Origin of the sequence: Klebsiella sp. A52 (genome assembly GCF_018388785.1) — a bacterium.
GTDB classification, from domain to species: domain Bacteria; phylum Pseudomonadota; class Gammaproteobacteria; order Enterobacterales; family Enterobacteriaceae; genus Klebsiella; species Klebsiella aerogenes.
Map to the genome: position 1 here is coordinate 3,196,803 of NZ_CP074437.1, position 13,906 is coordinate 3,210,708.

14 protein-coding genes and 3 tRNA genes are annotated in these 13,906 nt (G+C 50.6%); 13 read left to right on the forward strand and 4 right to left on the reverse strand.

The genetic code is table 11. From position 1 onward, the window contains the following. Positions 1-354 precede the first annotated feature (354 nt). From uvrY to KGA69_RS15115, 9 genes are all read left to right on the forward strand, one after another. On the forward strand, positions 355-1,011 hold the full coding sequence (gene uvrY / locus KGA69_RS15075) for a UvrY/SirA/GacA family response regulator transcription factor (RefSeq protein WP_015705978.1): 657 nt from the start codon (positions 355-357) through the stop codon (positions 1,009-1,011). Next, on the forward strand, positions 1,008-2,840 hold the full coding sequence (gene uvrC, locus KGA69_RS15080) for an excinuclease ABC subunit UvrC (RefSeq protein WP_047045524.1): 1,833 nt from the start codon (positions 1,008-1,010) through the stop codon (positions 2,838-2,840). The genes uvrY and uvrC overlap by 4 nt, the downstream gene beginning before the upstream one ends. Before the next feature lie 57 nt (positions 2,841-2,897). Then, positions 2,898-3,446 (forward strand): CDP-diacylglycerol--glycerol-3-phosphate 3-phosphatidyltransferase, encoded by a 549-nt coding sequence (pgsA, locus tag KGA69_RS15085; RefSeq protein ID WP_045390257.1) that lies wholly within the window; start codon positions 2,898-2,900, stop codon positions 3,444-3,446. A 151-nt stretch (positions 3,447-3,597) separates the two neighbouring features. Next, positions 3,598-3,673, forward strand: a tRNA-Gly gene (locus tag KGA69_RS15090). Between the two features lie 40 nt (positions 3,674-3,713). Then, positions 3,714-3,787, forward strand: a tRNA-Cys gene (locus KGA69_RS15095). 13 nt (positions 3,788-3,800) lie between these two features. Beyond that, positions 3,801-3,887 (forward strand) — tRNA-Leu (locus KGA69_RS15100). A gap of 224 nt (positions 3,888-4,111) precedes the next feature. Continuing rightward, entirely contained in the window at positions 4,112-4,996 is an 885-nt protein-coding gene (locus KGA69_RS15105) for a dihydrodipicolinate synthase family protein (protein ID WP_047045526.1), read from the forward strand. A 230-nt stretch (positions 4,997-5,226) separates the two neighbouring features. Beyond that, complete coding sequence (locus tag KGA69_RS15110; RefSeq protein ID WP_266098908.1) at positions 5,227-5,712, forward strand: DUF805 domain-containing protein; 486 nt, start codon at positions 5,227-5,229, stop codon at positions 5,710-5,712. Between the two features lie 121 nt (positions 5,713-5,833). Further along, positions 5,834-6,502, forward strand: coding sequence for a YecA/YgfB family protein (locus tag KGA69_RS15115; protein ID WP_213292430.1), 669 nt, complete (start codon positions 5,834-5,836; stop codon positions 6,500-6,502). 27 nt (positions 6,503-6,529) lie between these two features. Here KGA69_RS15115 and tyrP read toward each other — a convergent pair whose 3' ends face one another. Beyond that, on the reverse strand, positions 6,530-7,741 hold the full coding sequence (gene tyrP / locus KGA69_RS15120) for a tyrosine transporter TyrP (RefSeq protein WP_047045532.1): 1,212 nt from the start codon (positions 7,739-7,741) through the stop codon (positions 6,530-6,532). Positions 7,742-7,934: 193 nt separating this feature from the next. Between tyrP and KGA69_RS15125 the strand changes: the two genes are divergently transcribed. Next, entirely contained in the window at positions 7,935-8,174 is a 240-nt protein-coding gene (locus KGA69_RS15125; protein WP_047045536.1) for a YecH family metal-binding protein, read from the forward strand. A 33-nt stretch (positions 8,175-8,207) separates the two neighbouring features. Here KGA69_RS15125 and ftnA read toward each other — a convergent pair whose 3' ends face one another. After that, positions 8,208-8,705: a non-heme ferritin gene (gene ftnA, locus KGA69_RS15130; RefSeq protein WP_047045539.1), complete on the reverse strand. Its 498-nt coding sequence runs from the start codon at positions 8,703-8,705 to the stop codon at positions 8,208-8,210. A 383-nt stretch (positions 8,706-9,088) separates the two neighbouring features. On the opposite strand from ftnA, the gene KGA69_RS15135 reads away from it, so the two are divergent. Then, entirely contained in the window at positions 9,089-9,727 is a 639-nt protein-coding gene (locus tag KGA69_RS15135) for an RpiB/LacA/LacB family sugar-phosphate isomerase (RefSeq protein ID WP_045390278.1), read from the forward strand. A gap of 44 nt (positions 9,728-9,771) precedes the next feature. Here the strand turns inward: KGA69_RS15135 and KGA69_RS15140 are convergent, their stop codons facing one another. Further along, entirely contained in the window at positions 9,772-11,196 is a 1,425-nt protein-coding gene (locus KGA69_RS15140) for an MFS transporter (RefSeq protein WP_045390281.1), read from the reverse strand. Between the two features lie 127 nt (positions 11,197-11,323). On the opposite strand from KGA69_RS15140, the gene KGA69_RS15145 reads away from it, so the two are divergent. Continuing rightward, complete coding sequence (locus KGA69_RS15145) at positions 11,324-11,575, forward strand: DUF2766 family protein (protein WP_045390283.1); 252 nt, start codon at positions 11,324-11,326, stop codon at positions 11,573-11,575. A 57-nt stretch (positions 11,576-11,632) separates the two neighbouring features. Here the strand turns inward: KGA69_RS15145 and KGA69_RS15150 are convergent, their stop codons facing one another. Beyond that, a complete protein-coding gene (locus KGA69_RS15150) occupies positions 11,633-12,136 on the reverse strand; it encodes a non-heme ferritin-like protein (RefSeq protein WP_045390285.1) in 504 nt (167 codons plus the stop codon). Positions 12,137-12,912: 776 nt separating this feature from the next. On the opposite strand from KGA69_RS15150, the gene KGA69_RS15155 reads away from it, so the two are divergent. Further along, positions 12,913-13,893 carry an arabinose ABC transporter substrate-binding protein gene (locus tag KGA69_RS15155; protein WP_045390492.1) on the forward strand — a complete coding sequence of 327 codons (981 nt, stop codon included), beginning with the start codon at positions 12,913-12,915 and terminating at the stop codon, positions 13,891-13,893. The last annotated feature ends 13 nt before the right edge of the window (positions 13,894-13,906 follow it).

Here is a 13,906-nt window from a genome sequence, read left to right on the forward strand (position 1 = left end):
GGGCGCTGAGCGGTTAAATTTACTGAATAATATCTGTTCATCTTAACGGGCGTCGTTAATTTTTGCCGCTGTTTTTGGGAGAAGTTAATTATTGTTACATTCTTCGAACCGTATTTATCCGCGAGCTGTTCTGTTGCTTTTTTTGCTCCTTCTGTAGGGGGAATGTTAAAAAAGAAACATAATCCAACTATATGTTCTGTATAGGTTTCCACCTGGTGTGGAGACAAATTGCCATAAATGGGATAGAAATCTTCTCCAGGACACTTTTTGGGCTTTTAAAGTTACGATAAAACCCGGTAATATATGTGAGATAAACTATCAGTAGCGTTATCCCTAATTCTGGAGATTATTCCTTTGATCAACGTACTTCTTGTTGATGACCACGAACTAGTGCGCGCAGGGATACGACGCATTCTGGAAGATATAAAAGGGATTAAAGTTGTCGGTGAGGCCTGCTGCGGCGAGGATGCCGTGAAGTGGTGCCGTGCGAATCCTGTGGACGTCGTCCTGATGGATATGAACATGCCGGGTATCGGGGGGCTTGAAGCGACGCGTAAAATTGCGCGCTCTATTGTCGATACCAAAGTGATCATGTTGACCGTGCATACTGAGAATCCGCTGCCTGCGAAGGTTATGCAAGCTGGCGCCGCCGGTTACTTAAGCAAAGGCGCAGCTCCGCAGGAAGTGGTAAATGCGATTCGGTGCGTTGCTTCGGGTCAGCGTTATATCGCTTCCGATATTGCCCAACAGATGGCGCTCAGTCAGATTGAACCGGAAAAAACGGAATCGCCGTTTGCCAGTTTGTCTGAACGCGAATTGCAGATTATGCTGATGATCACCAAGGGCCAAAAGGTCAATGAGATCTCAGAACAGTTAAACCTGAGTCCCAAGACGGTGAATAGCTATCGTTACCGAATGTTCAGTAAACTAAACATTCATGGCGACGTGGAGCTTACTCACCTGGCAATTCGCCATGGCCTGTGCAATGCGGAGTCGTTAGCAAGTCAGTGAGTGATGTTTTTGACGCAAAAGCTTTCCTCAAGACGGTTACCAGCCAACCGGGCGTTTATCGTATGTATGATGCCGGCGGTACCGTCATTTATGTTGGTAAAGCCAAAGATCTGAAAAAGCGGCTTAGCAGCTATTTTCGCAGCAACCTGGCTTCGCGTAAAACCGAGGCTCTGGTGGCGTTGATCGCGCAAATTGACGTAACCGTTACTCATACCGAAACGGAAGCGCTACTGCTTGAGCATAACTATATTAAGCTGTACCAGCCACGTTACAACGTGCTGTTGCGCGACGATAAATCCTATCCTTTTATTTTTCTCAGCGGCGACACCCATCCACGACTGGCGATGCACCGCGGCGCTAAACACGCCAAAGGCGAATATTTTGGCCCGTTCCCTAACGGTTATGCCGTCCGCGAGACGCTCGCGCTGCTGCAAAAAATCTTCCCCATTCGCCAGTGTGAAAACAGCGTCTATCGCAACCGTTCGCGTCCCTGTCTGCAATATCAAATTGGTCGTTGTTTAGGGCCATGCGTCGCCGGGTTGGTGAGTGAAGAAGAGTACGAACAGCAGGTGGAATATGTGCGCCTGTTCCTTGCTGGCAAGGACGATCAGGTATTGACCCAGCTAATTGCCCGTATGGAAAAGGCCAGTCAGGCGCTTGAATTTGAAGAAGCCGCCCGTATCCGCGATCAGATTCAGGCGGTACGTCGGGTGACGGAGAAACAGTTTGTTTCCAATACTGGCGACGACCTGGATGTGATTGGCGTGGCGTTTGATGCCGGAATGGCCTGTGTGCATGTGCTTTTTATTCGTCAGGGTAAGGTACTCGGTAGCCGCAGTTATTTCCCGAAAGTTCCGGGTGGCACTGAGTTGGGGGAGGTAGTGGAAACCTTCGTAGGCCAGTTCTACCTGCAGGGTAGCCAGATGCGAACACTGCCGGGGGAAATATTGCTCGATTTCAACCTTGGCGATAAAACCCTGCTTGCCGATTCGCTTTCCGAGCTTGCCGGTCGTCGGGTGAATGTGCAGACCAAACCCCGCGGCGATCGCGCGCGCTATTTGAAGCTGGCGCGTACCAACGCCGCTGTCGCGCTTACCACCAGACTGTCGCAGCAATCAACGGTCAGCCAGCGTCTGCAGGCCCTGGCGACGTTACTGAAACTGCCTGCGGTGAAGCGGATGGAGTGTTTTGATATCAGCCATACCATGGGGGAGCAAACCGTCGCTTCCTGCGTGGTGTTTGATAGCAATGGTCCGCTGCGGGCGGAATACCGCCGCTACAATATTACCGGTATTACGCCTGGCGATGATTACGCGGCAATGAATCAGGTATTGCGTCGCCGCTATGGTAAAGCCATTGAAGAGAGCAAAATCCCGGACGTCATCCTGATCGACGGCGGTAAAGGCCAGCTTGGCCAGGCCAAAACCGTATTTGCCGAACTGGATGTACCGTGGGACAAAAATCATCCGCTGCTGCTGGGAGTAGCGAAGGGGAGCGATCGTAAAGCCGGACTGGAGACATTATTCTTTGAACCTGAAGGCGAGGGGTTTAGTTTGCCGCCGGATTCTCCTGCTTTACATGTTATCCAGCACATTCGCGATGAGTCGCACGATCATGCTATCTCTGGGCACCGCAAAAAACGGGCAAAAGTGAAAAGTACCAGTACTCTTGAAACGATCGACGGCGTTGGTCCGAAACGCCGACAGATGTTGTTGAAATATATGGGTGGTCTGCAGGGTTTGCAGAAAGCCAGTGTAGAAGAAATTGCGCAAGTACCGGGGATATCTCACGGACTGGCAGAAAAGATCTTCTACTCGTTGAAACATTAGGGGCTCTGTAGCACCATAGGGCTAATTTACACTTACAACATATAGTTACCTGTTACCATGCAATTTAATATTCCTACGTTGCTCACTCTGTTTCGCGTTATTTTGATACCGTTTTTCGTGCTGGCGTTCTATCTGCCTTTTAGCTGGGCGCCTTTCGTCTGCGCGTTAATTTTCTTTGTTGCTGCCGTTACCGACTGGTTCGATGGTTATCTGGCGCGTCGCTGGAACCAAAGCACGCGTTTTGGCGCCTTCCTTGATCCAGTCGCGGATAAAGTGATGGTGGCGATTGCCATGGTGCTGGTCGCCGAGCACTATCATACCTGGTGGGTGACATTGCCGGCAGCGACGATGATCGCACGTGAAATTATTATTTCTGCACTTCGTGAGTGGATGGCAGAGCTGGGTAAACGCAGCAGCGTAGCCGTATCATGGATTGGTAAAGTGAAAACGACAGCCCAGATGGCGGCGCTGGTCTGGATGCTGTGGCGGCCGAATATGTGGGTGGAATGGGCTGGTATCGTTCTGTTCATGGTTGCTGCGGTGTTGACGCTGTGGTCAATGTTACAATATTTGAACGCTGCGCGCGGCGATTTGCTTGAACAGTGATCGTTTCGACGCAAATTTCAGCAAACGAGACGAAGTTGCGAAAAATACCGTTGACTCACCGCGTGAGATAAGTAGAATGCAACGCATCGAACGGCGGCACAGTCTTCCAGACGATAACAAAATCAAGTGATTAGCTAATCTACTTGATGATGCGGGAATAGCTCAGTTGGTAGAGCACGACCTTGCCAAGGTCGGGGTCGCGAGTTCGAGTCTCGTTTCCCGCTCCAAATTAAAAGCATCGGCAGTAGCGGGTGTTTAAGTATTAAAGGCGCGTTAGCAAAGCGGTTATGTAGCGGATTGCAAATCCGTCTAGTCCGGTTCGACTCCGGAACGCGCCTCCACTTTATATCCCGAGCCCGGATGGTGGAATCGGTAGACACAAGGGATTTAAAATCCCTCGGCGTTCGCGCTGTGTGGGTTCAAGTCCCACTCCGGGTACCATTGGGATAAAGTAGAATAATCAAAGCAATAAGCAGTGTCGTGAAACCACCTCCGGGTGGTTTTTTCATTTCTGAAGCGTCATTTCCTGACATCATTTCTGACATCCTCCCCCACCCGCTGAGATAGACTCACAGCGCTATAGCGTTATTTGTCCTATGACAAAACCTGCGGTGCTTGCTACGCTTAATGGGATTTTCGAACCAGGCAACAGGAGTAGGGGAAATATGTTTACCGGATTGTGTGCTTTTCCACTGACGCCGCTGCGCGACAATGAAGTAGATAGCCGCGCGCTGATAAAAATTATCGATCGTCTGGTTTCGGCGCGAGTTGATTCTCTGGGCATCCTGGGCTCGACCGGCAGCTATGCCTATTTGAACCGCGAGCAGCGCAAAACGGTTGTGTTGGCGGCAAAGCAGCATACGCAAGGGATCCCGATGATGGTCGGGATAGGTGCGATGGCGACGGATACTATTTTACGTCTTGCAGAGGATGCTCAGCAGGCGGGGGCGGACGCGTTGCTGCTACCGGTGTTGAATTACCAGCCTCTGGCGGATGACGAGGTGTTCACCCTGTTCCAGACGGTTGATCGCCATGTGTCGGTACCCATTTGCATTTATGATAACCCGCGTACCACCCACAGGATCTTTTCTGATGCGCTTGTTGAGCGTATTGCCTCGTTAGCTAATATTGCATCAATAAAGATCCCCGGTTTGCCGGATGATCAGGTTGGTGTCAGAGTCGCTACGCTTCGTCAGCTCGTGCCGCAGCGAGTCAGTATTGGCGTCAGCGGCGACGCTTTTGCCGCTGCAGGGTTAAACGCCGGCTGTAACTTGTGGTATTCAGTTTGCGGTGGCCTGTTCCCGGAAATTGCCCAAAATATTACCGCGGCAGCGCTGAGCGGCGATCGGCAGCTGGCATCGGTATTAAGCGAGCGTCTGGAGCCATTATGGGCATTGTTTAGACTGCACGGCAGTCTGAAAGTGATTGCCGCCGCCGCCTCTATTCTCGAACTGACCGAAGTAGAGTGTTTACCACGACCTTTGGTCTCACTCTCCGCGGAGGCCATTAACGAAGTTAAATCGGTTATGGATAAGCTGGGTCTACGCTGAAGTTAACCGCGTTTCCCTTACCTATTTTTATCAGGAAATTCACAAACTATTTAAGGTAATATATCACTGGCGTTAATGTTAACGCTGTATTGATATCTTTTGGGTATGTGAAGCCTTAATGGCAATGATAATTATATATGAGGGATCTTATGGCCACGTTGCTTGAAAGCTACGGGAACTGTTTTCGAAAATACGCTACGTTCCGCGGCCGCTCCGCGCGCCAGGAATATGTGGTTTTTACCATTGCTAACTTTATTTTGTCCGCGATCCTGGGATTGATTCCTGTCGTTGGCGGTATCTTCGGGTTAATCATTATCATTCCGGGGATCGCGGTTGCGGTGCGCCGTCTGCACGATCTCAATAAGTCCGGTTGGTGGTTGCTGGCGCCGTACGGCATTATGCTAATCGGCCTGATTGGTATTGCCGCCACCGTCGAAGAGGGTAGAGCCGCAGTATGGGTATGGGTGATTGCGCTGGGCGGCCTGGCCGCATTGGTGATGTCGATTTGGATGATTTTCACCCGTGGCACCATTGGCAGCAACCGCTTTGGCGATGAACAGAACGACGACAATGTCGGTGGTAACACGATGGGTAAGAGTTCTGCCGCGGATGATGTTAGAGATCGGCTGGCGCAAGCTAAGAAAATGCTTGATGACGGCGTCATTAGCGCAAGTGAATACGAAGTGATGCGTGCTAATATCATTAAAGATATGTAACTGATTCTCCGCCGGGCCTGCCCGGCGTTAATAAATTCACCTGTGATAGTGAGAGCGGGTGGTTTTCTCCTCCCGTTTTCGCTACTGTAAGCGCCATTTTTCTACCATCATGAGCCTGTTAATGAAAACCGGACCCCTGAACGAAAGCGAACTCGAGTGGCTGGATGAGATCCTGTCGAAATATGCCACCGAAGGCGCCATCCTTGATGTCTCTGAACTTGATGGTCTGCTGACGGCTATCTTATCCGGACCGAGCGAAATTGAACCAGCGCAGTGGCTGCTGGCTATCTGGGGCGGAGCGGATAACGTACCGCGCTGGGCTAACGATCGCGAGCGCGACCGTTTCGTCAACCTGACCCTGCAGCATATGAGCGACATCGCCGAACGCCTGGCTGACTATCCGGAGCAGTTTGATCCCCTGTTCGGCACCCGTGAGTTTGTAGGGCAGGAGCTGACTATTGTTGAAGAGTGGTGCTTCGGCTACATGCGTGGCGTTGCTCTCAGTGATTGGTCGACGTTACCCGCTGAACTGCAGCCGCAGCTTGATACCATTGCGCTACACGGAACGGAAGAACGCTTCGAAGCGCTCGATACGCTGACGGCTGACGAATTTGTCGAAAGCATTGATAGTATTAAGCCCGCGGCGCTGGCTTTATATAATTACTGGATGGAAAACGCTCAGCCGACGGCCGTGCAGCAACCGGTAAGAAATGAGACCAAGGTGGGGCGTAATGATCCTTGTCCCTGCGGTAGCGGCAAAAAGTATAAGCAGTGTTGCTTAGCTAAATAACAACAGGGGCCAAATGGCCCCTGTTGTTTATCCGACTGCGGGTAATAATCCCGCCACAATACAGAATTGAATGACCACAATCGCCACTCCACAGCTCAACACCAGCCACAGCGCTATCGAGCCGCCGGGTACACGCCATGTCGCCTTCGGGTGCAGTCTACGGCTCTTCATCACCAGCAATGATGGCAGCATCAGCGCCAGTACGGCGAGCGCCACGCCGGCGTATCCCAGCGCCATCACGAAACCTTGCGGATAAAACAGGGCGAACGCCAGCGGCGGCAGAAAAGTGATGATGCCGCTCTGAATACGTCCTGCAGGCGTGTTTTTACGCTGGAACAAATCTGCCAGGTAATCAAACAAACCCAATGCGACGCCGAGGAAAGACGTGGCCAACGCGAAGTCGGCAAACAGATGTACCGCCACTTCTACATGCGGCGAGGCGACAACATCGCGGATTGCTGCCAGCAGGCCGTTCAGGCCGGAATTCTTCGCCAGCACGGCGGTAAAGGCCGGAGAGTCGATGCTGCCAAGCGTGGCGAGTTGCCAGAAAATATAGGCGACCAGCGGAATAAAGCTACCGATGATAAAGACGCGGCGCAGCTTACGAATATCGCCATTCAGATAGCTAACGATGCTTGGAATACTGCCATGAAAACCAAACGAGGTGAAAATCACCGGAATAGCGGACAGCGCCAGGCCTTGCTGTAACGGCAGGGTCAGGAGATTTATCTGGTGAATATGCGGCAGCAGCAGCACCAGCATCACCGCAAGGAAGATAATTTTGGCGCTAAATAAAAAGCGGTTAAACAGATCGACCAGCGAGGTCCCGATGCACACCACCGCGCCGCCAATGCCGGTAAAGAGCAATACGCCAGCAGAAGGCGGCAGGCTCCAGTTTAGCCACTGATTCAGACTAGAGGCCAGTAGTTCCCCGGCGCCGCTGATGTAGGCCGCTGTTAGCGCATACATCAGAAATAGCATACAGAAACCGGTGACCCATTGGCCGTAGCGGCCGAGATAGCGCGCCGCCAGTGAGCCTAACCCCATATCCGCAGGGACATGTTGATAGACTTCCAGCAGCAGCAGGGCGGTATAGCACATCAGCGCCCACAGCGCGATCAGTAATACCAGGGTGACGCCAAAACCCACTCCCGCCGAAGCGAGCGGCATCGCCAACATACCGGCACCAATTGTGGTGCCTGCAACGATTAAAATACTACCCAGAGTGCGGTTCTTCACGCTTTTCTCTATCTGTGAATGAATGGACAAATAATTATGCCGCGCAGAGTATGTGAAATGAGTGATTTCGTCAAATGAAGGTTACATTGTGTGTAATTAAAAATTTACACTTCTGGCGGGCAGAAAACACTGCGCTGGCGCAAAGCCGCCAGCCGCAGACTCATATATGCTGCACGTTTTTACAGGAGGAGCTATGTCATCTATTCACGGTCATGAAGTATTACAGATGATGATCGCATCGGGCGAATCGTACAGCGTTGCCAGTCTCGAAGCGGCAATTAAGACGCAATTTGGTATTGATGCGCGCTTTCACACCTGTTCGGCGCAGGGTCTGGATGCGGCGCAACTGGTGGCTTTTTTGCAGCGGAAAGGTAAATTTATTGCGGTGGAAGAGGGCTTCAATACCAGCGAAAGTAAAATCTGCCGTCATTGAACACGCGGCGGCCAGCAGCCGCCGCAGCGGGAATTAGTTTTGTGTATCGAGGGTTGCCAGTTCTTTATCGATAAAGTACAAGCCTTCACCGCTCTTACCGACAAGAGTCAGTTTATCAATAACAGATTTGAATAATTTCTCTTCTTCATGCTGCTCAGCAACATACCATTGCAGGAAATTAAAGGTCGGGTAATCCTGATTGGTCATCGCCGCATGCGCCAGTTCATTAATTTTTTGCGTAATTAACTGTTCATGTTCATAGGTCTGGCGGAAGAGTTCATCCAGTGAAGTATATTCGGCAAACGGCGAGCTAATGGCATTAATGCGCGGCAGGCTACCGGTATCGGTCAAATAGTCAAACAGGCGCTGCATGTGCGTCATTTCTTCCTGCGCGTGGCGGCGGAGAAACGCGGCGGCGCCTTCAAAGCTATGGTAGCTGCACCATGCGCTCATCTGCTGATAAAGCAAAGAAGAATAAAGCTCAAGATTCATTTGCTCATTAAGTTTTTCGATCATTTCTGCTTTCAGCATGGCGTCCACTCCGGAAATAAAGAATAAAACATAGTGTGGCGCCACTATAATTTGTTAGTTATTTATTTGCAAAAAGTAAATTAAAAAATTTAATTATTAAAAATGCAAATGGGAATAAAACGCATTGGCAATATATTAAAGGATGAGAATGCTTTTAATTTAATAATTATTCCGTCAGTGATAGCCCAACGACAACATACTCATCGTTAGGCGCAGAGGCAAAGGTGGCGGTACGTGGGCCTCGGATCTTAAAGTGTGAAGCGCTACGTAATTTATAAAACGGCTTTTCATATAGTTTGAAAATGCATTTATGAAGTAGTAGAGTCCTGATAACGCTAACGAACTCGCGGGCCGCTCCCGCACAGCTTTCAGGAGAGTGAAGCATGAAAATCGCACTGATGATGGAAAACAGCCAGGCCAGCAAAAACGCCATCATTCTCAAGGAGTTGAAAACCGTTGCTGATGAGAAAGGCTTTCCGGTTTACAACGTGGGAATGAGTGATGAACAGGACCATCATCTGACCTACATTCATCTGGGGATCATGGCCAGCATCCTGCTGAACGCTAAAGCGGTCGATTTCGTGGTGACCGGTTGCGGCACAGGCCAGGGCGCGTTGATGTCATTGAATATTCATCCAGGGGTGGTCTGTGGTTATTGTATTGACCCTGCGGATGCCTTCCTGTTTGCCCAAATCAACAACGGTAACGCGTTGTCGCTGCCTTTTGCTAAAGGCTTTGGCTGGGGGGCGGAGTTGAACGTGCGCTTTATCTTCGAGAAGGCCTTTACGGGCCGCAATGGCGAAGGTTATCCGCCTGAGCGCAAAGAACCGCAGGTACGCAACGCGGGCATCCTCAACACAGTGAAAGCGGCGGTGGTGAAAGAAAATTATCTTGATACCCTGCGGGCGATCGATCCGGAACTGGTAAAAACCGCCGTTTCCGGGCCGCGGTTCCAGCAATGCTTCTTCGAAAACTGCCAGGATAAAGAAATCGAAGCTTTTGTCCGCCAGATTATTGGTTGATAGGGCTTTTCAAACAGGCCTGCATCCATGTGCAGGTCTGTTTGCTATGGTTTTTCTTTGCTGGATACCGTGCTGCCAGCATCTCGCGTAAGGTGCAACGTATCAACCATCCCTACCAAACAAATCAGCGCAATAAAGACAAACGCCATACGGAAATCAATTCCCGGTAGAGTCGTCAGGTTAAACCACTCGCTCAACTGTTCACCGATGCGGATGCCGATGGCGCCGAGAGTGATACCTAGCCCAACCGCCAGCTGTGAAGCGGTGCTGAACAGCGTATTGGCATAACTCATCTGAGCGGAAGGAACGTCGGCAAAAGCGAGCGTACTGACGCCGGTAAATTGGATGGAACGGAACACCCCGCCAAGATAGAGGATCAACATTATCAGCCATACTGGCGTTTGCGGCGTTAACAGCGCGTAGGCAAGTAGCGAGGCGACATTCAGCGCACCGTTAATCAGCAATAAGCGGCGAAAACCCAACCAGCGGATGAGCGGCGTGGTTGCGGGCTTGATAGTGAGATTGCCGACGAAAACGGCCAGCACCAGTAGCCCGGAATGAAAAGCATCCATACCGAACCCTACCTGGAATAATAGCGGAAGCAGAAACGGGACTGCGCTTATCGAGGCGCGAAACAGTGAACCGCCGTACATGGTTATCCGGAAAGTCGGAACCTGCAGAGCGTCCAACCGTACCATTGGCCAGGCGGCGCGGCGGAAATGACGTAGCGCAAAAGCCATACATCCCATACCCGTCGCCAGGAGCGCCGGCGTTTGCCAACTTTGTGGCTGCTGGTCGCCGAGCCGTTCCATCGCTGCCACCAGACTTATCATTGCCAATGACGTCGCCACAAAACCGGGGAGGTCGAAGGGGCGGCGTTCTTCTTCACGGATGTTGGGAATGATGCGTAGCGAGAGCGCCATCGCCAGTAGCCCAAGCGGCACGTTTATAAAAAAGATCCAGTGCCAGCTGGCGTAACTGGTAATAAAGCCCCCGAGCGGCGGGCCGATTATCGGTGCGACCAATGCCGGCCAGGTCAGCGTGGCTATTGCCTTGATGAGCTGATCTTTGGGCGTGGCGCGCAACACCGCCAGTCGCCCGACGGGGACCATTAGCGCGCCGCCGATACCCTGTAGAATGCGCATTGTCACAAAGCTTTCGATGTTGCGCGATAAACCGCAGAAAACGGAGGCGAGGGTAAAAATGGCTAGTGCCAGCGTAAACACTTTTCGCGCGCCGAAGCGGTCGGCAATCCAGCCGCTGGCGGGGATCAGCACCGCGAGGGTGATCAGGTAGGCGCTGATGCCGATATTGAGCGCGACCGCCGCTACGCCAAAATCCTTCGCCATATCAGGCAGGGCGGTAGCGATGACCGTGCCATCGAGAAACTCCATAAAGAAAGCGCCAGCCACCAATAATGCCGGGGCGGAAAAAGCGCCTGCTTTCGGCGTAATTGTTGTTGTACCCATTGAGTCGTTGCCATAGCAAAGTGAATAAGTATCTTTGCGGTACGTTTTCTTTTCGCCGCTCCCGCACATGTTTTTTTATCTGGTGCGATTTAGGTTACTATTACGCTCCTGAAAATAGGAGTAAAAAATGTCTCAACCTTTCACTGAACAAGATGAGCTGGTATCTGATGTCGTTGCATGCCAGCTGGTCATCAAACAAATCCTCGATGTGATTGACGTTATCGCCCCGGTCGAAGTGCGCGAAAAAATGGCGGCCCAGTTAAAGGCGATTGATTTTGCGAGCAACCCTGCTTCGGCGGATCCGGTTACGCTGCGCGCAGTACAAAAAGCAATTGCATTGATTGAGCTGAAGTTTACCCCGCAGGGTGAAGCGCACTAGATTTATCACTGCGCAGTTGATTGCCCGGCCGTTCCAGTCAGGAACGGCCGGATTCAATTAGTGGTGTTGAGGCGAGATGAGATTGAGAAGTCGACGGTCCGTTTGCTCCATACCGAGCCCGGCTTTATCTGCAGTCCGTATTTCATCAAGGACGGTTTGCAATAAAAGTCCATCTCGCTGCTGTTCTTTCTCCAGCAGCGTCAAAAAACGCCACGTTGTGTCATCGTGCTGCGCTTTTGCTTCCTGCGCCAGACCGGACAGCATGTTGCTACGTTGCTGATACTCTTCAAGGGTTTTGGCAAACACTTCTTCAAGCGTTGAGCATTGTGGGGGATAGCTTTCATCGGCTTTCACTATTGGCCAGGCCCCGGCCTTTTTCATATAGTCAAAAACCTGCATCATTAACGTCACGCTGGATTGCGCACGGGTACGTAAGAAGGTTGCGGTACCGTTCAGGCGCTGCTGCGCGCACCATTCGCCTAAATGTAGATAAACATTTGAGGCGTGAAACTCAAGATTAATCTGGGTATTTAATTTCTGAACCATTCCTGGAACTGCCATAACAATATCCTTATTTATCCGCAAGGGAAGTATGACGCGCTACCATCGCCTTGCACAGGCGAATACAGCAGGCGCAATGCAATGGGCAGGAAATAAATACGGTGCTTTCCATTTGCACTTAACCATTTATTTGTTTCTGCCGACACATTAAGAATACCCTTGTATATTGAATAAGGAAACTCTCAATACAGGTAATTTACGATTTGTTACAACATCAGCTTAGCGATTGTTTAAATTGGTTTTTTGTAATTATTGTATTGTAACCATCTGAATTTAAATGCTTATGTTTAATTGTTCGTAGAGCTAGTTAATTTGTATTAATAAAGTTGATTTAACGATAATTTCATATATCGATCATAGCTTATTCATTATTCGAAAATAGCGAGATGAGAATGAATTTGTGATAGATCGTTTTTGTAAGGGGTAGAAGAATAACGTCTATGCTGGCTGAGAATAGAAGGCCAGAGTCGCCTGGGATAGCGTCGACGCAGCCACAAGGATAAGTCTGCTGATGATATGGATTATTATGTCACGCATGACGCTAATTGTCTGACAATTAGCGTTTTTTTTATGTCATTTTTTGCTGAATTTATGTACGCAATTACTGTAATTCTGCGGTGTGATGACGCTCTCGTATGGATAAATAATTTCCAGTTAAAACTATTTTAACAACGGCAATGTTGATTGCGTTTTTTCTAATGCCTTGTTTTAAGACCGATAAAAAATTTAAGTCCGATTTTTCCCTACAGAAAAGCGAAATAAAGCTGGAGTTTACCATGCACAAATTTACTAAAGCGCTGGCGGCCATTGGCCTCGCGGCGGTTATGTCACAATCAGCTATGGCTGAAAACCTCAAGCTCGGTTTTCTGGTGAAGCAACCAGAGGAACCCTGGTTCCAGACCGAGTGGAAATTTGCTGATAAAGCCGGCAAGGACCTGGGCTTTGATGTCATTAAAATCGCGGTACCGGATGGCGAAAAAACGCTTAATGCGATCGACAGCCTCGCCGCCAGCGGCGCGAAGGGATTTGTCATCTGCACGCCGGACCCAAAACTGGGGTCGGCGATTGTTGCCAAGGCGCGCGGCTATGACATGAAAGTTATCACCGTCGACGATCAGTTTGTTAATGCCAAAGGTAAGCCGATGGAGAGCGTGCCGCTGGTCATGATGGCCGCCAGCGAAATCGGCGCTCGTCAGGGGCAGGAATTGTATAAAGAGATGCAAAAACGCGGCTGGGACGTGAAAGATACCGGCGTGATGGCGATTACCGCCGATGAACTGGATACCGCCCGCCGCCGTACTACCGGTTCGATCGACGCGCTGAAAGCTGCGGGTTTCCCGGAAAAACAGATCTATCGCGTGCCAACCAAATCTAATGATATCCCAGGGGCTTTCGATGCGGGCAACTCCATGTTGGTTCAGCACCCTCAGGTCAAACACTGGTTAATTGTTGGCATGAACGATAACACCGTGTTGGGTGGCGTACGTGCGACTGAAGGCCAGGGCTTTAAAGCGCCGGATGTTATCGGTATCGGCATTAACGGCGTTGACGCGGTGAACGAACTTTCGAAAGCCCAGCCGACGGGGTTCTATGGCTCTTTGCTGCCAAGCCCGGACATTCATGGCTATAAAACCAGTGAGATGCTCTACAACTGGGTGACCAAAGGGACCGAGCCGCCGAAATTTACCGCCGTGACCGACGTGGTGCTGATTACCCGCGATAACTTTAAGCAAGAATTGGCGAAGAAAGGGCTGTAAGGCCGGGTTCATT

What these genes read in the sequence shown, in the direction of transcription:
- KGA69_RS15150 (WP_045390285.1), bottom strand. Translation starts at nt 12,136, where the DNA reads ATGGCAGTTCCAGGAATGGTTCAGAAATTAAATACCCAGATTAATCTT.
- pgsA (WP_045390257.1), top strand. Translation starts at nt 2,898, where the DNA reads ATGCAATTTAATATTCCTACGTTGCTCACTCTGTTTCGCGTTATTTTG.
- KGA69_RS15115 (WP_213292430.1), top strand. Translation starts at nt 5,834, where the DNA reads ATGAAAACCGGACCCCTGAACGAAAGCGAACTCGAGTGGCTGGATGAG.
- KGA69_RS15125 (WP_047045536.1), top strand. Translation starts at nt 7,935, where the DNA reads ATGTCATCTATTCACGGTCATGAAGTATTACAGATGATGATCGCATCG.
- KGA69_RS15135 (WP_045390278.1), top strand. Translation starts at nt 9,089, where the DNA reads ATGAAAATCGCACTGATGATGGAAAACAGCCAGGCCAGCAAAAACGCC.
- KGA69_RS15145 (WP_045390283.1), top strand. Translation starts at nt 11,324, where the DNA reads ATGTCTCAACCTTTCACTGAACAAGATGAGCTGGTATCTGATGTCGTT.
- KGA69_RS15155 (WP_045390492.1), top strand. Translation starts at nt 12,913, where the DNA reads ATGCACAAATTTACTAAAGCGCTGGCGGCCATTGGCCTCGCGGCGGTT.
- ftnA (WP_047045539.1), bottom strand. Translation starts at nt 8,705, where the DNA reads ATGCTGAAAGCAGAAATGATCGAAAAACTTAATGAGCAAATGAATCTT.
- KGA69_RS15140 (WP_045390281.1), bottom strand. Translation starts at nt 11,196, where the DNA reads ATGGGTACAACAACAATTACGCCGAAAGCAGGCGCTTTTTCCGCCCCG.
- KGA69_RS15105 (WP_047045526.1), top strand. Translation starts at nt 4,112, where the DNA reads ATGTTTACCGGATTGTGTGCTTTTCCACTGACGCCGCTGCGCGACAAT.